General features: G+C 73.2%; 17 protein-coding genes. 7 read left to right on the forward strand and 10 right to left on the reverse strand.

The window, feature by feature from the left end; all coding sequences use genetic code 11:
• Positions 1–60 precede the first annotated feature (60 nt).
• From AB0C27_RS49465 to AB0C27_RS49485, 5 genes are all read left to right on the forward strand, one after another.
• On the forward strand, positions 61–1,017 hold the full coding sequence (locus AB0C27_RS49465) for a D-alanine--D-alanine ligase family protein (RefSeq protein ID WP_357860967.1): 957 nt from the start codon (positions 61–63) through the stop codon (positions 1,015–1,017).
• A gap of 5 nt (positions 1,018–1,022) precedes the next feature.
• On the forward strand, positions 1,023–2,393 hold the full coding sequence (gene murF, locus AB0C27_RS49470) for a UDP-N-acetylmuramoyl-tripeptide--D-alanyl-D-alanine ligase (RefSeq protein ID WP_357861136.1): 1,371 nt from the start codon (positions 1,023–1,025) through the stop codon (positions 2,391–2,393).
• Positions 2,394–2,441: 48 nt separating this feature from the next.
• A complete protein-coding gene (locus AB0C27_RS49475; protein WP_357860970.1) occupies positions 2,442–3,170 on the forward strand; it encodes an aspartate/glutamate racemase family protein in 729 nt (242 codons plus the stop codon).
• A gap of 71 nt (positions 3,171–3,241) precedes the next feature.
• Positions 3,242–3,559 (forward strand): hypothetical protein, encoded by a 318-nt coding sequence (locus tag AB0C27_RS49480; RefSeq protein ID WP_357860973.1) that lies wholly within the window; start codon positions 3,242–3,244, stop codon positions 3,557–3,559.
• Between the two features lie 85 nt (positions 3,560–3,644).
• On the forward strand, positions 3,645–4,295 hold the full coding sequence (locus AB0C27_RS49485; RefSeq protein ID WP_357860976.1) for a hypothetical protein: 651 nt from the start codon (positions 3,645–3,647) through the stop codon (positions 4,293–4,295).
• 274 nt (positions 4,296–4,569) lie between these two features.
• On the opposite strand, the gene AB0C27_RS49490 is transcribed toward AB0C27_RS49485, so the two are convergent.
• The gene (locus tag AB0C27_RS49490) at positions 4,570–5,175 is read right to left on the reverse strand and encodes a TetR family transcriptional regulator (RefSeq protein ID WP_357860979.1); all 606 of its coding nucleotides are present in this window, start codon (positions 5,173–5,175) and stop codon (positions 4,570–4,572) included.
• An 89-nt stretch (positions 5,176–5,264) separates the two neighbouring features.
• Here AB0C27_RS49490 and AB0C27_RS49495 point away from each other — a divergent pair, with 89 nt between their 5' ends.
• Entirely contained in the window at positions 5,265–6,047 is a 783-nt protein-coding gene (locus tag AB0C27_RS49495; RefSeq protein ID WP_357860982.1) for an SDR family oxidoreductase, read from the forward strand.
• A gap of 117 nt (positions 6,048–6,164) precedes the next feature.
• On the opposite strand, the gene AB0C27_RS49500 is transcribed toward AB0C27_RS49495, so the two are convergent.
• From AB0C27_RS49500 to thrC, 8 genes are all read right to left on the reverse strand, one after another.
• Entirely contained in the window at positions 6,165–7,187 is a 1,023-nt protein-coding gene (locus tag AB0C27_RS49500; RefSeq protein WP_357860985.1) for a VOC family protein, read from the reverse strand.
• Entirely contained in the window at positions 7,184–7,534 is a 351-nt protein-coding gene (locus AB0C27_RS49505; protein ID WP_357860988.1) for a metalloregulator ArsR/SmtB family transcription factor, read from the reverse strand. The genes AB0C27_RS49500 and AB0C27_RS49505 overlap by 4 nt, the downstream gene beginning before the upstream one ends.
• Before the next feature lie 39 nt (positions 7,535–7,573).
• Positions 7,574–8,179 carry an energy-coupling factor transporter transmembrane protein EcfT gene (locus AB0C27_RS49510; protein ID WP_357860992.1) on the reverse strand — a complete coding sequence of 202 codons (606 nt, stop codon included), beginning with the start codon at positions 8,177–8,179 and terminating at the stop codon, positions 7,574–7,576.
• Entirely contained in the window at positions 8,176–8,853 is a 678-nt protein-coding gene (locus AB0C27_RS49515; protein ID WP_346109691.1) for an ABC transporter ATP-binding protein, read from the reverse strand. The genes AB0C27_RS49510 and AB0C27_RS49515 overlap by 4 nt, the downstream gene beginning before the upstream one ends.
• A gap of 123 nt (positions 8,854–8,976) precedes the next feature.
• Positions 8,977–10,158: a thiolase family protein gene (locus AB0C27_RS49520; RefSeq protein ID WP_357860995.1), complete on the reverse strand. Its 1,182-nt coding sequence runs from the start codon at positions 10,156–10,158 to the stop codon at positions 8,977–8,979.
• 1 nt (position 10,159) lies between these two features.
• The gene (locus tag AB0C27_RS49525) at positions 10,160–11,542 is read right to left on the reverse strand and encodes a class I adenylate-forming enzyme family protein (protein WP_357860998.1); all 1,383 of its coding nucleotides are present in this window, start codon (positions 11,540–11,542) and stop codon (positions 10,160–10,162) included.
• A gap of 7 nt (positions 11,543–11,549) precedes the next feature.
• A complete protein-coding gene (locus AB0C27_RS49530; protein WP_357861001.1) occupies positions 11,550–12,155 on the reverse strand; it encodes a biotin transporter BioY in 606 nt (201 codons plus the stop codon).
• 817 nt (positions 12,156–12,972) lie between these two features.
• Positions 12,973–14,037 (reverse strand): threonine synthase, encoded by a 1,065-nt coding sequence (thrC, locus tag AB0C27_RS49535; RefSeq protein WP_357861004.1) that lies wholly within the window; start codon positions 14,035–14,037, stop codon positions 12,973–12,975.
• Positions 14,038–14,102: 65 nt separating this feature from the next.
• Between thrC and AB0C27_RS49540 the strand changes: the two genes are divergently transcribed.
• Positions 14,103–15,185, forward strand: a complete 1,083-nt coding sequence (locus AB0C27_RS49540; RefSeq protein ID WP_357861007.1) for an SIS domain-containing protein — start codon at positions 14,103–14,105, stop codon at positions 15,183–15,185.
• A gap of 46 nt (positions 15,186–15,231) precedes the next feature.
• Here AB0C27_RS49540 and AB0C27_RS49545 read toward each other — a convergent pair whose 3' ends face one another.
• Positions 15,232–16,284 carry a sigma factor gene (locus AB0C27_RS49545; RefSeq protein WP_357861012.1) on the reverse strand — a complete coding sequence of 351 codons (1,053 nt, stop codon included), beginning with the start codon at positions 16,282–16,284 and terminating at the stop codon, positions 15,232–15,234.
• Between the last annotated feature and the right edge of the window lie 11 nt (positions 16,285–16,295).

Consider the following 16,295-nt stretch of genomic DNA (forward strand, 5'->3'; position numbering starts at 1 on the left):
GCCCGGTCCCGGGTGACGGGACCGGCGCTCCCCCGTGCCACTGAGGAAGGCTGATCGATCGTGACTGAACGCGTGCGCGTGGCTGTGCTGGCGGGCGGGCCGTCCGCTGAGCACGAGGTTTCGCTGCAGTCGGCGCAGGCGGTGCTGGACGCTCTGCCGAGAGACCTGTACGAGCCCGTCGCCGTCATCATCGACCGGCAGGGCAGATGGCCCGCGCACTTCGGCCGCGACCAGGCGGACGTGGTCTTCCCCGTGCTGCACGGGCCGTTCGGCGAGGACGGCGTCGTCCAGGGCCACCTGGAGACGCTCGGCCTCCCGTACGTGGGCTGCGGCGTCCTGGCCTCGGCCGTGGCCATGAACAAGGTCGCGATGCGGCGCGCGTTCCTCGCCGAGGGCATCCGGGTGCCCCCTTACGTGTGGTTCACCGAGCACGAATGGCGGGCCACCACCGACCCGTGGGGCCTGGTGAAGCCGCTCGACTGGCCGATGTACGTCAAACCGGCCGGCCTGGGCTCCTCCATCGGCATCTCCCGGGTCACCACCATGGACGAGCTGCGCGCGGGCGTGGAACTGGCGCTCACCCACGACCGGACGGTCGTCGTCGAGCAGGAGGTACGCGCCCGCGAGCTCATCTGCGGCGTGCTCGGCGACCACGACACCCCGGACGCCTCGGTGCCCGGCGAGCTCATCGTGCCCGGCGCCTGGCTGGACTACGAGGCCAAATACCTCAGCCAGGCCGAGATCGCCACCATCCCCGCCGAGCTGCCGGAGCGGGTGGCCGAGGACGTACGCGAGCTGTCCCTGCGCGCCTTCCGGGCCATCGACGGCTACGGCCTGGCCAGGGCCGACTTCCTCTACGAGGAGGACACCGGCCACATCCATCTGCTGGAGATCAACACCATGCCCGGCTTCACGGCCCGTTCCGTCTACGCCAGGGCGTGGGCCGCGAGCGGCGTCCCGTACCCGGAGCTGCTGCGCCGCCTCATCGACCTCGCGTTCGCCAGGAGCGGCTCGTGATCCCCATGACGCTGGAGGAGATCGCGCAGGTCGTCGGCGCGGCCCCGTACGACGTGGACAATCCGGGGGCGCTGGTGACGGCGCCGGCGGCGGTCGACTCGCGCGAGGTGGTCCCCGGCGGCCTCTTCGCCGCGACGGCCGGCGCTCGGGTGGACGGGCACGACTACGCGGGCGTCGCCGTCGCGGCCGGCGCGGTCGCCGTGCTCGCCTCCAGGCCCGTCGGCGTGCCCGCGCTGGTGGTCGAGGACGTCCAGGTCGCGCTCGGCCTGCTGGCCAGGCACGTGCTCGGCCGCATCGGCCCGGTCGTGATCGGCCTGACCGGCTCGGTGGGCAAGACCACCACCAAGGACCTGCTGGCCCAGGTGCTCGAACGGCACGCGGCGACGGTCGCCACCGACCGCTCGTTCAACAACGAGCTCGGGCTGCCGCTCACCGTGCTGCGGGCCGACGCCGGCACCCGCTACCTGGTGCTGGAGATGGGCGCGGGCCGCAAGGGCGACCTGACGTACCTGACCGGCATCGCGCCGCCCCTGGTCGGGCTGGTGCTCAACGTCGGCAGCGCGCACGTCGAGCGCATGGGAGCGGGGCCCGCCGACATCGCCGAGGCCAAGGGCGAGCTGGTCGCGGCCCTGCCGGCGGACGGGTTCGCGCTGCTCAACGCCGACGACCCGTACGTCATGGGCATGGCGGGCCGCACGAAGGCCCAGATCGTGCGCTTCGGCCGGTCGCCGCAGGCGCCGGTGCGGGCCGAGGACGTGCGGCCGGCCGGGCGCGGGCGGACCGCGTTCGAGCTGGTGACGCCCTCCGGCCGGGCCCCCGTCGAGCTCGACCTCATCGGCGAGCACCAGGTGGGCAACGCCGTGGCGGCCGCCGCCGTCGCGACCGTGCTCGGGCTGGACGCGCGCGAGATCGCCGCCGGGCTGAACGCGGCCCGGCGGCGCTCGTCCGGCCGGCTGGAGATCGTCGAACGGGCCGACGGCGTCACCGTCGTCGACGACGCCTACAACGCCAGCCCCGAATCCATGCGGGCCGGGCTGCACGCGGCCAGGGCCCTGGCCGGGAACCGGCGCAGCGTCGCCGTGCTCGGCGCGATGGGGCAGCAGGCGGACGTCTCCCGCGCCCGGCACGCCGATATCGGCCGGCTCGTCGCCGAACTCGGCTACGACCTGCTGATCGCGGTCGGATCGGGAGATCCGGTCGCGCTGGCCGGCGAGGCGGCCGCCGCGAGCCGGAACGTGTCCGTCCACGCCGTCGAGGACGTGGCCGGGGCGATCACGCTGGCCACGGCCCTGATCCAGCCGGGAGACGTGGTGTTCGTCAAGGCGTCCAGCGAGGTCGGCCTCGGGGCCTGCGCCCGCGCGCTGGCCGGCGCCTGACCGCCCGCACCGAGCCCCATCATGCACACGAGAGCGAAACGGAGTTCCATGCGCGCCATCGGCCTCATCGGCGGGTTGAGCTGGGAATCGACGGTGATCTACTACCAGATCATCAACCAGCGGGTACGCGAGCGGCTCGGCGGCAGTCACTCCGCCGACAGCCTCATCTGGTCGGTCGACTACACCACCGTCGAGAACCTCATCTTCGCCGACCGCTGGGACGAGGTGAGCGCGCTGCTGACCGAGGCGGGCGGGAAACTGGAGCGGCTCGGCGCCGAGGTCCTGCTCATCTGCAGCAACACCTTCAGCCGGGTGAGCGACGACGTGGCGCGGGCCGCGACCGTGCCCGTGCTGCACATCGCCGACGCCGTGGGCGCCGAGGTGCGTGCCAGGGGGATGCGCAAGGTCGGCCTGCTGGGCACGCGCTTCACCATGGAGCAGCCCTTCTACCGCGATCGGCTGGCCGCGCACGGCTTCGAGGTGGTCGTACCGGGACGGGAGCAGCGCGAGCTCGTCCATCGCGTGATCTTCGAGGAGCTGGTGCGCGGGGTGCTGCGGGAGCCGTCCAGGGAGGCGTACGCCCGGATCGTCGCCGACCTGGCGGACGACGGTGCCGAGGCCGTCATTCTCGGCTGCACGGAGATCGAGCTGCTGATCGGCGAGAAGGACACCCCCGTCCCTGTGCTGCCGAGCGCCCGCCTGCACGCGGAGGCCGCGGCCGCCTTCGCCCTCGCCGGATCCGCGCTTGATGAGCCCGGCTCCGGCCCACTAGCCTGATCGCCGTTCTGCCGGAACGGCGGGCGGACGATCGCGCCACTCCGCCATGAGAGCTCGGGGGCCGACCGACGATGAGCGCGGAAGAGGACTTCAAGCAGGTCGGCGCGGAGCTGGCCGACCTGGGGGTACGGATCTCCCGGATGATGGGCCGGCCCGCGCTCAAGGATCAGGCGGGGAAGGTGTTCGCGAGCCTGCAGCGCGACGGGGCGATGGTGTTCCGGCTGGTCAGGGAGACGCCCGAACACGCGGCCGCGCTGCGGCTGGCCGGGGCGTGCCTGTTCGACCCCTCGGGGCAGGGCAGGGAGATGAAGGACTGGGTGGTCGTGCCGCACACCTCGGCCGGGCGGTGGACGGACCTGGCCGAGGCCGCCCTCAGCCGCCCCCGCTGATCAGCAGGCGGGCCGGCACCCGAGCGCTGGAGTACCCCGCCGGACCCGGAACAAATGTCAGCCGGCTCAGCTACGGTGATCCGCCATGGATGATCATTTCCCGCCGGCCGAGGACGTCCTGATCCTCCCCGAGCACCTGCGCCGAGACCTGCACCTGCGACGGGGCGGTGCGCTGCCCGCCGCCGGGCTGCTCCGCACGCACCTCAAGGCCCATCCCGAGCTGTCCGGTCCGGCCCCGGCGCCGCGGGTTCCTGACGCGCCCGCCTCGGACGTCCCGGCGGTGCTGACCGCGCCGGGCCGGGCGCCCCGGCTGCCCGCTTACGCCGAGCCCGACGTCCTGCCGCAGGTGCTGCTCAAGGGCGGCGGCCTGGCCCTGCCCGCCGCCGCGACCAGGCGGCTCGTCGCGCTGGCCAAGAAGCAGGACGAGTCGCTGGACGCGGTGCGCGACGCCTGCGACCGGCGTTCGCTGGCCGATCTGGGCTGGGCGCTGTTCTTGCACGGCGACGCCTGGGCGCTGTCCGCGCTGGGCCTGTTCGGCGACGACCGGTCGGCAGGTCCCAGTACCGCGTTCCTGGCCCGGCGACGATCGGCCGGGACGGTGGCGGGCCGGACAGCAGGCCCGCGAGAGGTACGGCGGCGGCCGTCAGCACCAGCCCGGCGACCGCGATCGGCAGCAGGCGCCGTACCCGTGAGCCCGCCACCCGCCGCAGCGCCGACCGGCACAACCACCAGGTGAGGCCCGCCAGCACCAACGCGGCCACGGCGAGCGCCACGTACCGGTTGCCACTCGCCGCGGCCGCCGCCCACAGCGCGCCAAGCCCCGCCCCGAGCCCGACCGGAACCGTCAGGACGATGAGCAGCCCGGACGCTACCTTCGCTCCCGCTCCCGCGCGCCCGCTGCCCGCTGAACGGCCCGGCTCACCGCTCGAATCGCTCATGTCAGATCAACGTCTGATCGTGTCGTTTTTCTCCGCTGCGCTGCGGAGCGGTCGGACATCGGTCGGGCACCGTCAGCGGCCGGCGGCGGCCTCCGCGCGTTCGGCCAGCGTCCGTTCGGACAGGGCGCGGGCCAGGTCCACCACGATGGCGCGGCGGCGCGCGATGGCCCGCTCCTGGTCCGCCTCATCCAGGATGAGGCGGCGCAGTTGCGGCACGGAGAAGTTCCACGCCACCAGGCCCAGGATGGTGAACAGCCAGTCCTGGGCCGTCTCCCGGTCCTCCAGGCCCGCCTCCAGCAGGTGGTCCACGTTCCCGCGGTAGAACTGCAGGCGTTCCTCTCCGCCCTCGATCCGGTCGCCGTCGGTCTCCAGGGACTCCCACAGCAGCAGGCGGATCAGCTCCGGATGCTCGGCGTACCAGTCGAACAGCAGCCCCACCGACTCGGGCAGCGTGCGGGGGTCGAGGTTCACCGCGTGGCAGATCTCGTCCATCTTGGCCCGTACGACCAGGCCGAACAGCTTCTCCTTGCCGCCGAAGTAGAGGTAGATCGCCTGCTTGTTGGCCTGCGCGGCGGCGGCGATGCGGTCGATCCGCGCGCCGGCCAGCCCGTGCTCGGCGAACTCGGCGGTGGCGGCCTGAAAGATCCGCTGCCGGGTCGCCTCCGCGTCGTATCTCATACCGGCAATTAAACCATCCAGTTGACTTTTTCGCCTCCTCGCGGGACAGTCTAAACCAACCAGATGGTTTATTTCTGAAAGGGACCACCATGACCACGACCACGCTCGCCCCCATGCCGACCGGCTCTCCCCTGCCCACGGCGCTGGAAGGCCGTACTGTGATGATCATCGGAGGCAGCTCCGGCATCGGCCTGGCCGCCGGCGCGCTGCTGACCTCGGTCGGAGCCCGGGTCGCGCTGGTCGCGCGCGACCCGGGCCGCCTGGAGGCCGCACTCGACCACCTACGCGCGACGCCCGGCGCCTCCGCGCTCGGGATCTCCGCCGACGGCAACGACGAGAGCGAGGTGGAACGGGCGCTCGACCAGGTGGGCGAGGTGGACCACGTCCTGGTGACGGCAGGTTCCATCGCCGGCGGAGCACTGCTGGACACGCCGCGCGAGCAGGTCGGCGAGGCCGTGGACGGACGCATCTGGGGCTCGTACGGCGTCGCCCGCGCCGCCGCCCCCCGCCTGCCCGCCGGCGGTTCGATCACCTTCACCTCGGGCCTCTACCTGGTACGCCCCGTCCCCGGAGCGTCCGCGAGCATCGCCGGCATCGGCGCGGTGGAGGCGCTGACCAAGGCGCTGGCGGTGGAGCTGGCGCCGCGGCGGCTGCGGGTCAACGCCGTCCGCTACGGGGCGATTGACACGCCGCTGTCGCGTGCGGTGATGGGGCTGGCCGACGACGCGGCGGTGGCGGCCGCCGGGCAGGGACTGCTGATCGGCCGGCTCGGCACGGCGCAGGAGGCGGCCTCGGCGGCGCTGTTCATCATGGCGAACAACCTCATCACGGGCACGGTGCTCTCCGTCGACGGCGGTCAGGCCCTGGTGTGAGCCCTGCGACCGCCGACGGATCCCCCGACGAACCCGCCGACGGATCCCCCGACGAACCCGCCGGCGTATCCGCTGACGGGTCCGCCGTCGGCGAATCAGCCGCGCACCCGCGCGCCCTCACGGCAGATTGAGCTGCCAGGAGACGCCGAAGCGGTCGTTGACCCAGCCGAAGCGGGTGCTGAAACCATAGGAGCCGAGCGGCATCAGCGCCTGCCCGCCCTCGACGAGCGCGCCGTACAGCCGTTCCAGCTCCTCCTCGCTGCCGCACGTGACGTAGAGCGACATCGACGGCGTGAACTCGAAGTCGTGCTTGACGTTGCTGTCGATACACATGTGCTCCTGGCCCGCCAGGGTGAAGCGGGCGAGCTTGATCGAGCCCTCCTTGCCCTGCTCGCCAGGGCCGTAGTGCTCGGCATGGACGACCTTGGCGTCGTCGAAGAGCGAGACGTAGAAGTTCATCGCCTCCTCCGCGTCGCCCTTCTGGAACATGAGGAAGGGGGTCACCTTCTGCTGTGGCGGCGCGGGCGGCTCCTCCTCGGGGGCGTAGAAGGCGGTCGTCATGGCGACGGCGGCGGCGACCTCGCCGGCCGGCGCGCCCGCCGCCCGGTGGGCCTCACCCCAGGCCTGGCAGCTGCCGGTGATGTAGGCGCGGCCCTCCTCGGTCTTGTGGAAGGTGGCCTCGTCGACCCGCTCGCCGCCGCGCAGGTGGAGGGCCAGGCCGAGCAGCGCCAGGTCCCAGCCGACGCCGACCGCGCCGGGGCCGAACTGTCCCCAGAACTCCGGCGGAACCTCGGCCGTGTGCCGCAGTTCGAGCTCGGTGCCGCCGTCCTTGCCGGTCAGGCGCACCTCGACCTCGGAGAAGCCGGGGTCGGGGCCGAAGAGCCAGCTGACCCTCAGCAGGCTGGGCGGCTCACATTGCAGGATCTCGCCGCCGGCGTTGCCCTCCAGCTGGTACGTGCCGCCCAGCCGCAGATCGCCGCTGACGGGCAGGAACCAGCGGGAGAGCCGCTCGCCGTCGGTGCACGCCTGCCAGACGTCCTCGATCTCGGCGTCGTAGTGGCGCCGCAGCACCACGACCTTGCGTTCGCCGTCGAGCAGCTCCCTGTGCGCCTGGGTGAGCTCGTCGATGATCTTTTTCACTTGTCCTCCGTATCGTCTTTCCTGTGGCGTTCTCGCCTGCCGCGGGCCAGCTCCGTCGCCAGGGCGTCCAGGCGCTGGTCCCAGAACCCGCGGAAGCGTTCCAGCCAGAGATCGACCTCCTGCAGCGGGCCCGGCTCGACGGCGTAGAGCCGCCGGGTGCCCTCGGCCCGCACACTGGCGAACCCGTTGTCGCGCAGCACCCGCAGGTGCTGGGAGACGGCCGGCTGGGAGATCCCGAACTCGCGCTGGATGACAGCGGTCACCTCGCCGGAGCTCTGCTCGCCGCCGGCGAGCAGCTCCAGGATCCGGCGACGCACCGGATCCCCGAGAACGTCGAAAGCGTGCACGACCAGAGTATTTCAGTACGGCCTTATATAAGTCAATCCTTAGTCATCGAGGCCGCGGGCGCTCAGCGCCTCCCCCAGCGCGTCGGCGTGCCGCAGCGAACCCACCACCAGCGGCACCGCGAACGCCCGCACGCTGCGCTCGACGCCCCTGGCCCGCTGCGCCTCCCTGACGCGAGTGGCCAGCTCCGCCACCACCGGCACGCTGCGTATGGTCAGCGACAGCAGCAACGACAGCCGGAACGGGTCCAGCCCGACGAACCTGGCCGGCGACAGGCAGCGCTCCAGCGCCGCCATCATGGCCGAGGCGCGGGTGGTGAGCGTCACCAGCCCGGCCAGCGCCACCGCCAGCACCACCCGCAGCACCGTGGACAGTGCCCCCTGCAGATCGACGAACACCCACTGCATCCCGAACAGCGCCACCGCGAACCAGCGCACCGGCTTGACCTGCGCCCACGCCGCCGCCGGGCCCACCCGCGACAGCACATACAGGCCCGCCACCACGACCGCCGCCACCCCCAGCGCCGGCGGCGAGCCCAGCAGCACCAGCACCGTGCACGCCACGGCCAGCCCGGCCAGCTTGACGCCGGCCGGGAGGCGATGCAGCGGCGAGGAGCCGGGGACGTACGCGCCGAGCAGGCCGTTCACGCCATCAGCTTCCGGTAGAAGGAGATGGCCTCGTCGGGGGCGCCGTCGGCGACGACGCGGCCCTCATCGATCACCAGCACCCGGTCGAAGCCCGCCAGCAGCGGCAGGTCATGCGTCACCACCAGCACCTGCTGCGGCATCTCGCGCAGCAGGGCGGCGACCTGGCGGGAGTGGCGCAGGTCCAGCAGCGTGGTCGGCTCGTCCATGACCAGGATCCGCGGCTCCAGCACCATGACCGAGCACAGCGCCAGCAACTGCTTCTGGCCTCCCGACAGGTGGTGCGCGGGATGGTCGGCGTGGCCGGCCAGGCCGTAACGGCCGAGGACCTCGTGCACACGCTGCTCGACCTCCGCGCGCGGCAGCTTGCTGCGGCGCAGGGAGAAGGCCACGTCCTCGGCCACGGTGGGCATCACGATCTGCGCGTCGGGGTCGGTGAAGACGAACCCGACGCCGCGCCGGATCCGCGGGCCGTGGCGGCGGGTGTCCAGGCCGAGCACGGTGACGCTGCCGGACGTCGGCACGGCCAGGCCGTTGATCAGGCGGGCCAGCGTGCTCTTGCCCGAGCCGTTGGCCCCGACCACGCCGACACGGCTCTCGGGCAGGGAGGCGGTCACGCCGCGCAGCACGTCGCGCTCACCCAGGCGAACGTGCACGTCGGCGAAGTCGATACTCATCTCAGACCACCTCTGACGGGGCGGCCATCAACGCGATGCCCGCCGTCGGAACCGGCAGGCGCCCGTGCGACGCTCACCTCACCACCTCGGACGGACCCCGCAGGCGCCGGTGCGGTGCCCACCTCACACCACCTCGAACAGCGCGGCCACGCCCAGCCCGCCGCCGACCGCGGCCGCCGCCAGGCCGAGCGTTCCCGAGGGGGCGCCGGCGCGTACGAGCCTGGAGAACAGCCTGGTCACCACGACCGCGCCGGTCGCGCCCCACGGATGGCCCAGCGCCAGCGCCCCGCCGTCAGGGCACACCCGCTCGTCGTCGGCGCCCAGCGGATCCAGCCCGAGCGCGTCGGTGACCGCGAGCACCTGCGCCGCGAACGCCTCCACGATCTCCACCGCCGCGACCCGTTCCACATCCACCCCCGTACGCCCCAGCACCCGCCTGATCGCGGGCACCGCCCCCCAGCCGGGCAGCGCGGGATCGCACCCGACGACGGCTCCGGCCAGCAGCCGCATCCCCGGCAGGCCTCCGCGCGACCGTTCCGGCACTAGGGCCACGGCGGCGGCGCCGTCGCTGACCGGGGAGGAATTGCCGGCCGTCACTGTACCGTCAGAAACGAAAGCCGCAGGCAGCCGGGCCAGCGACGCCGCCCGCAGCGGGCGCGGGCGCTGGTCATCCGACCGGCCACCGATCGGGACGATCTCCCCGTCGAACCGCCCGGCCGCGCGGGCGGCCAGGGCGCGGGCGTGGCTGCGGCAGGCGTAGGCGTCCTGCCGTTCGCGGCTGATGCCGCGAGCCGCCGCCAGCGCCTCCGCCGCCGGGCCCATGTCCGGGTCCGGACGGCCGTCGGGGACGAAGGGCGCCCGCTCGTACGGCTCCGCCGCGCCCCTGAACGTGCGCAGCGGCGCGGTCGAGGCGCTTTCGGCCCCGCCGGCGATCACCAGGTCCATCTCCCCCGCGCGTACGGCCTGCCCGGCCAGCAGGATCGCGGCCAGGCCGCTGCCGCACTGCCGGTCCACGGTGAGCCCCGGCACCTCGTGCCCCAGGCCGGCGGCCAGCGCCGAGATCCTGGCCACGTTGCCGCCGGGCCCCATGCAGTTGCCGAGCACGACGTCATCCACCCGCCGCCCGGCCAGGTTTTCAGCTAGGTCCCCGGTCACGTCCGGGGCCGGGTCTCCAGTCACGTCCGCGACCACTGCCGCGATCACCGGTGCGGCCAGCCGGTCGACGCTCAGCTCCCGGTACGCGTGCCCGGCCGTGCCGATCGGCGTGCGCCGGGCCGCCACCACCACAGGTGTGTCGTCGCCCATGTCAGACCAGCCGCCGCAACCCGTCGCCCGGCTGACCCGCCAGCTCGGCGGCGAGCAGCGCCTCCACCTGGGCCCGGGCCGGCTTGCCCGTGCCGGTGCGGGGCAGATTCGGCACCGCGTACCAGCGTCGGGGCCGCTGGGCGACGTCCAGCCGTCCCCGGGCGGTGGCCTCAAGGAGCGCACGTGGAGGCGGCGGCGCGGCCTCGATGATCGCCGTCACCACGGCGCCCAGGGACGGGTGCGGCGAGCCGACCACCACGATGTCGCCCACGCCCGGCACCTTGCGCAGCACCTCTTCGACGTCCTCGGGCACAACGGTCGCGCCGCCGGTCTGGATCGCGCCGCCGCCACGCCCGCGCACCCGCAGCACCTCTCCTTCCCGGTACGGCTCCGCGACGTCGCCCACGCTCACCCAGCCGGCCCCGTCCCGCCGCAACGGCCCGGCCACGCCGCCCAAGTACCCTTCGGCCAGCCACGGCGACCGCACCCAAACCTCACCCAGCCGGCCCTCCGCGAGACCTTCAATCCGCCGGACGTCGATCTCCACGCCGGGAAAAGGACGCAACCCGCCACCATCGGCGTCCACCGCCACGAACGACAACTCGGTAGCCCCGTAGTACGCCACCACCCGCACCCCGGCCCGCATTGCCGCCGCCCGGACGTCAGGGTCGAGTGCCGCGCCGCCGACCACGGTCGTACGCAGGGAGCCGGGCCGGTCAAGCACGTCCGGCAGCCGGTGCGGCACCAGGTGCACGACGGTGGCCTCGTCCAGGAGGGCGTCCAGCGACCCGCCGGGCCAGCGGCCGGGCACCACCGCCGTCGCGCCGGCGGCCAGGGCGTGCAGGGCGGCGAAGGAGTAAAGAGAAGAGAGCAGCGGCCCCGGCACCAGCACCACGTCGTCAGGCCCGATGCCGGTCAGGTCGTTCAGGTGCGGGTAGGAGGCGGTCCACGACGCCCGGCTGCGTACAACCGCCCGGGGCCGGCCGGTGCTGCCGGAGCTGAAACACGCCCACGCCCGATCCCCAGGCCGGGGCTCATGCACCACAGGAGCGCCGGCCACGTACGGCAGAGGCTCGTTCACCAGGAACGGAGCCTCCGAGCCTGCGGCGCCCGCCCAGCGCCCGGCGTGCCACGTGGGGTCGCCCACCAGGGGCGTGGCCCCCGCCAGGTCGGCCGCCAGCGCGGCGACGAGCAGCTCGACCGGATCGGCCAGGCCGATCCCGATGAGCGCGCCGGGACCCGCGCCCCGGTCCAGCAGGTGGCGGGCGGCGCCGTTGATCTTGTCGGCGAGCTCCTGGTACGTCAGCTCGCTCAGGGGGCCGCGCACCGCGAGCCGGGAAGGGCGCTCGGCGGCGTGCGACATCACATATTGCGCTACGGGCATGGAAGGGTCAACGCCCCCCGGCGCGGAGTCGTTCCTGGTGCACGGCCGGCACCGCGTCCGGATAGGCCCGCTGCACCCCTCTGGCCACGACGGCGGCCAGCACCACCTTGATCAGGTCACCCGGCAGGAAGACCAGCGTGAGCTGCGCCGCACTCACCAGCGAGACCCCGGTGACCAGCGCCTGAACGGGAATGCCGAACAGGTAGACCACGCCCATGCCGCCCACCAGGCACGCCGTGAGCAGCGGGACGAGGCCGGGGCGTCGGCCCGCCCGCTCGACCAGCCAGCCGGTCACCGCCGCGCCCGGAATCCACCCGATCAGGAACCCCGCCGACGGCGCGGTGAAGACGGCCAGCCCGCCCCGCCCACCGGCCAGCAGCGGCAGCCCCGCCGCGACCAGCACCAGCAGCACCACCACGGCCAGCGCCGCCCGCCACGAGCCGAGGATCGTGCCCGCCAGCATCACGCCGAGCGTCTGCAGCGTGATCGGGACCACGTTGCCGAAGACGTTCAGCGTGCCGGGCAGGCCGAGGACCGCGATCAGCGCCGCGAACACCGCCACCCTCGCCAGGTCCCCCGTGGGGAACCGGCGCTGCTTTCCTGCATTCGTCATGGGGTCGATCCCACACCACAACGGTCACGCGGGGGCATGGAGGTATCCCACAACAATCCAGCCGATCATCTGCGAGGATCGATACCGCCTCCGCCCCCGGGTGTGTCAGCCGCCTGGAGCAGCGCCCACGGAGGGCTCGGTGAGCAGCGCGGCCGCCCAGAGGAACACCTTCGGATCGCCGAGCCCCGAGCGGGTCAGCCATTGAGCGGCCCGGCGCGCGTCCCTGCTCGTCCTGGATCAGCCCGTTGGGGCCCGGCCGCACCCCGATGGCCTGGCGAACCACGGTGACGAGCCCTCCCATGCAGGTCCAGGTGTGCCAGTTTCCGATGTCGAAGCCGACCAGTTCGAAACCCAGTCGCCTCTCGCCGGGGCCGGGGAAGTTCTCACGCCGGTCAACCCGTTCGTGGAGGCTGCCGTCCCAGCCTCTGCCGGCGATGTCGGCCACCAGCCCCGGGGCATCGGCGGCAGCGAAGCCGACCCCGAGCACGTGAAACTCCGACCGGCCCGCCCGATCTCGGGCGATCCCCGCCTCCTGGGGGCTGGAGAACCAGTGATCCCAGCCATCGGGATCCACCGGCACCAGGTCCGCGATGCAGTCGCTCATCGACAGCAGCCGAGGACCGGGAAGACCGTTCTCCTGCCAAGAGGGGAAATCACACACTGTGGCGACTCGATAGCCGGCCAGGACGTAACCCGACTCCATCGCGCCATCCTCGCTCAGCGGCCGGCACGCCCGTCAACGCATTTTGCTCCCGAGCTGAGTGCCACGATGAGATCGTCCTGGTTGTCGGCGGCCCACTGCGGGGAGGAGGCCGGGTCAGGCGGCCAGGCGTAGGGCGCGGGCCACGTCGGTGGTGGCCGCCGAGGTCTCTTTGGCGGTGTAGCCGTCGCGCATGGAGGTGTCGAGGTCCTTCAGCCCGTTGCCGCTGAGCGTGATCACGATGCGCAGGCCCGGCTCCAGCTCACCTTTCGCGTGCCGGTCGAGCAGCCCCGCCACCCCCGCCGCCGAGGCCGGCTCGGCGAAGACGCCGTCGCGGCGGGCGAGCAGCCGGTACGCGGCCAGGATCTGCTCGTCGTTCACCGCACCGATCAGCCCGCCGGACTGGTCGCGGGCGGCGATCGCGCCGTCCCAGGTGGCGGGGTGGCCGATGCTGATGGCGCCGGCCACCGTACGCGGTTCGGCGACGGGCGCGCCGTGGACGAGCGGGGCGGCTCCGGCCGCCTGGAAACCCCACATGCGCGGCAGCCCGTCCGACAGACCGGCCTCCCGGTACGTACGGTAGCCACCCCAGGTGGCGGTGATGTTGCCGCCGTTGCCCACCGGCAGGCAGTGCACGTCGGGCGCGCCGCCCAGAGCGTCCACGATCTCGTACGCCACCGTGCGCTGACCCGCCAGGCGCGGCTCGTTGCCGACCGAGTTGACCAGCGCGATCGGGTGGTGGGCTGCCAGGTCGCGGGCCACCCGCAGGCAGTCGTCGAAGGTGCCGTCGATCTCGACGATCTCGGCGCCGTACCGTACGGCCTGGCTCAGTTTGCCCAGCGCCACGCCGCCCTTGGGCACCAGCACGGCGGCCGTCACCCCGGCGCGGGCGGCGTAGGCGGCGGCCGAGGCGCTGGTGTTGCCGGTGGAGGCGCAGATGACGGCCTCGGCGCCGGCTTCGGCCGCCCGGCTGATCGCCACCGTCATGCCGCGGTCCTTGAACGAGCCGGTCGGGTTAGCGCCCTCGACCTTCAGCCAGACCTCGCAGCCGGTGCGGTCGGACAGGTGCTCCGAGCGCAGCAGCGGGGTGTTGCCCTCGTTGAGCGAGATCGACGGGGTGTCGGCGGTGACCGGCAGCCAGCGCCGGTAGCCGCTGGCCAGCAAACCATGCCAGGTAGTCATGCCCCACACCGTAACAACTGTTTCGTACATGTCGTCAAGGCAGAACTGATGTAACATTCGTCATCATGGAGAACGATCCGATCGCGAGCCGCCTCGGGACCGTCTATCCGGAGCTGCCGCCCGGGGAGCGGGCGGTCGTGCGGGTGCTGCTCGACGACTATCCGTTCGCCGCACTGGGCTCACTGCGCGCCCTGGCCGAGCACGCTGGGGTGAGCCCGCCGACGGCGTCGCGGCTGTTCGATCGGCTCGGTTACGGCGGGTTCGCCGACTTCCAGGCGGCGGTACGGGACGGGGCGCGGGATCGGTCCCGGCTGCTGGAGTTCATCACCCACCGGCCGCAGGCGAACGAATCCGGCGGTCCGCATACAGGCCGCTCGGGCGGCGATGCCCCGGTCGGAGCCGCAGGTCCAGGTGTATGGAGCGGAGCCGCAGACCCGGACGCGCCGGCCGGCGAGGAAGGCGCGGTCACCCTGTCCGGCGAGGCGGGACCGGTTGCCCCGGACGGCGGGGCGAGCGCGCGTGCGTCGGGCGCCACGGCGGGCGCACGTGTGTCGGCCGGCGAGGTGGGCGCGAGTGCGTCGGACGGCGGAGCGGGCCTCTCCTCGTTGTGGCAGGCCGCCGAGGACCTGCGTGCCGGGCTCGACGGCACCCTGACCGCCGTACCCGAGCCGCTCTACCACCGCGCCGCCGCACTGCTCGCCGAGGCGGGCTCCGTCTGGGCGCTGGGCGGCCCGCTGAGCGAACTGGCCGCCGACTACCTGATCCGCCAGTTGGCCGGCCTGCGCCCCCGGGCCGAGCGGGTGCCCGGCTCCGCCCCCGGCCGCGCCCGTACCGTGCTCGACCTCACCGCCTCCGACGTGGTCGTGGCGTACGACTTCCGGCGCTACTCCCCCAGAACGGCCCGTTTCGTGCACGCCGCACGAGCCAGGGGCGCCCGGCTGGTGCTCGTCACCGACGCCTGGGGATCGCCGCTGGCGGCCGAGGCGGAGGTGCTCATCAGGTTGCCGCGCGAGGCCGCCGGGCCGATCGCGCCGCTGGCCCACGAGATCGCCGTCACCGAACTCCTGCTCGTCGCCACGGCCGCCCGCCTGGCCCCGTCCGCCGCCGGCCGCCTGGCCGCCCTCGACGAGCTCACCCAGACGTTGTGACCGGGATCGGCGAGGCCCCGTCCCCGCCGATCCGGGACAAGCCGTCTCAGCCGGGAAGGGCCGGCCTGGTGTCGCTCCAGCCCATGTCCAGGACCGCCCGGTAGTTCAGCACCCGGCCGGCGACCTGCCATTTCTCGCTGTCAGCCCCGGGCACGAGCTGGACGTCGCGGCTGCCCAGAACCTTGCCGGCCCGCCGGTCGAAGAGCACCTCCCGCTGGATCTCCCCCCGCCCGTCGGCGCTCCCGAACGTGGCCGCGAGGCTGATCGCCGGCCGGCCGAGCGGATCCGTGACGGCCCCGAGCTGCCGTACGCCCGGATAGTCGGTGATCAGACGCATGAGTCCGGCTCGCACCTGGGGCGGCACGGGCGTGTCCACGAGGACGAAGATGGCCCTGCTGAGCACCTGTGCGGGGTCGTCGCAGCGCCTCGGCGCCCCGGACCCGCCCGTCGGGAACTTGACCGAGCCCTCGCACAGCAGCTTGCGCAGTTCCTCCGGATCGGCGGTCAGCTCCTGCAGTTGCCGGTAGGTGAAGTGGCCGACGCCGCTGATGAGGAAAGTGCCGCCGCTCCGGTAGCCGGGAGAGTCCTCGCGCCAGGCGCCGGACTTCGCCCTGACCGTCCTGCTCGCCCCTGACGAGCCCACCGTCCAGCTCGAAGGGGAACCCGCCGCGGGCGCGCCCCGTCCACGCGAAGTACTCGCTGCGCTCCTCCACGACGTAGCCACCGGTTCTGCCGCGCGAGCCGCGAAGGAATGGCCCTGGGCCGGGTACGCCTCCGGGTGCAGCCGGTCCACCGCACGAAGCAGGCGCACCTCGTCGCGGCGGTGCCGGTTGATGAGGTTGGTGGCGATGCCGTACAGCCAGGGACGGGCGCTGCGGCGGCTCACGTCGTAGCGGCGGCGCTGCCGGAAGGCGAGGGCGAAGGTCTCGGCCGAGACGTCGTCACCGGCCTGCGGGCCGAGCCGGCGGGAGACGTACCGGTGGATCTCCGCATAATGCGCGTCGAAGACGGCGCCGAAACGCTCGGGCTCGGCCCAGGACCGTTCGATCACCACGGCGTCGTCCTGCGGCGGTGCGGCGACGTCCCGGTGATCGGTCATGGACGGCTCAT

It is taken from the genome of Nonomuraea sp. NPDC048882, from assembly GCF_040649755.1.
GTDB classification, from domain to species: domain Bacteria; phylum Actinomycetota; class Actinomycetes; order Streptosporangiales; family Streptosporangiaceae; genus Nonomuraea; species Nonomuraea maheshkhaliensis.

What these genes read in the sequence shown, in the direction of transcription:
- murF (WP_357861136.1), top strand. Translation starts at nt 1,023, where the DNA reads ATGACGCTGGAGGAGATCGCGCAGGTCGTCGGCGCGGCCCCGTACGAC.
- AB0C27_RS49475 (WP_357860970.1), top strand. Translation starts at nt 2,442, where the DNA reads ATGCGCGCCATCGGCCTCATCGGCGGGTTGAGCTGGGAATCGACGGTG.
- AB0C27_RS49480 (WP_357860973.1), top strand. Translation starts at nt 3,242, where the DNA reads ATGAGCGCGGAAGAGGACTTCAAGCAGGTCGGCGCGGAGCTGGCCGAC.
- AB0C27_RS49485 (WP_357860976.1), top strand. Translation starts at nt 3,645, where the DNA reads ATGGATGATCATTTCCCGCCGGCCGAGGACGTCCTGATCCTCCCCGAG.
- AB0C27_RS49490 (WP_357860979.1), bottom strand. Translation starts at nt 5,175, where the DNA reads ATGAGATACGACGCGGAGGCGACCCGGCAGCGGATCTTTCAGGCCGCC.
- AB0C27_RS49495 (WP_357860982.1), top strand. Translation starts at nt 5,265, where the DNA reads ATGACCACGACCACGCTCGCCCCCATGCCGACCGGCTCTCCCCTGCCC.
- AB0C27_RS49515 (WP_346109691.1), bottom strand. Translation starts at nt 8,853, where the DNA reads ATGAGTATCGACTTCGCCGACGTGCACGTTCGCCTGGGTGAGCGCGAC.
- AB0C27_RS49520 (WP_357860995.1), bottom strand. Translation starts at nt 10,158, where the DNA reads ATGGGCGACGACACACCTGTGGTGGTGGCGGCCCGGCGCACGCCGATC.
- AB0C27_RS49525 (WP_357860998.1), bottom strand. Translation starts at nt 11,542, where the DNA reads ATGCCCGTAGCGCAATATGTGATGTCGCACGCCGCCGAGCGCCCTTCC.
- AB0C27_RS49530 (WP_357861001.1), bottom strand. Translation starts at nt 12,155, where the DNA reads ATGACGAATGCAGGAAAGCAGCGCCGGTTCCCCACGGGGGACCTGGCG.
- thrC (WP_357861004.1), bottom strand. Translation starts at nt 14,037, where the DNA reads ATGACTACCTGGCATGGTTTGCTGGCCAGCGGCTACCGGCGCTGGCTG.
- AB0C27_RS49540 (WP_357861007.1), top strand. Translation starts at nt 14,103, where the DNA reads ATGGAGAACGATCCGATCGCGAGCCGCCTCGGGACCGTCTATCCGGAG.
- AB0C27_RS49545 (WP_357861012.1), bottom strand. Translation starts at nt 16,284, where the DNA reads ATGACCGATCACCGGGACGTCGCCGCACCGCCGCAGGACGACGCCGTG.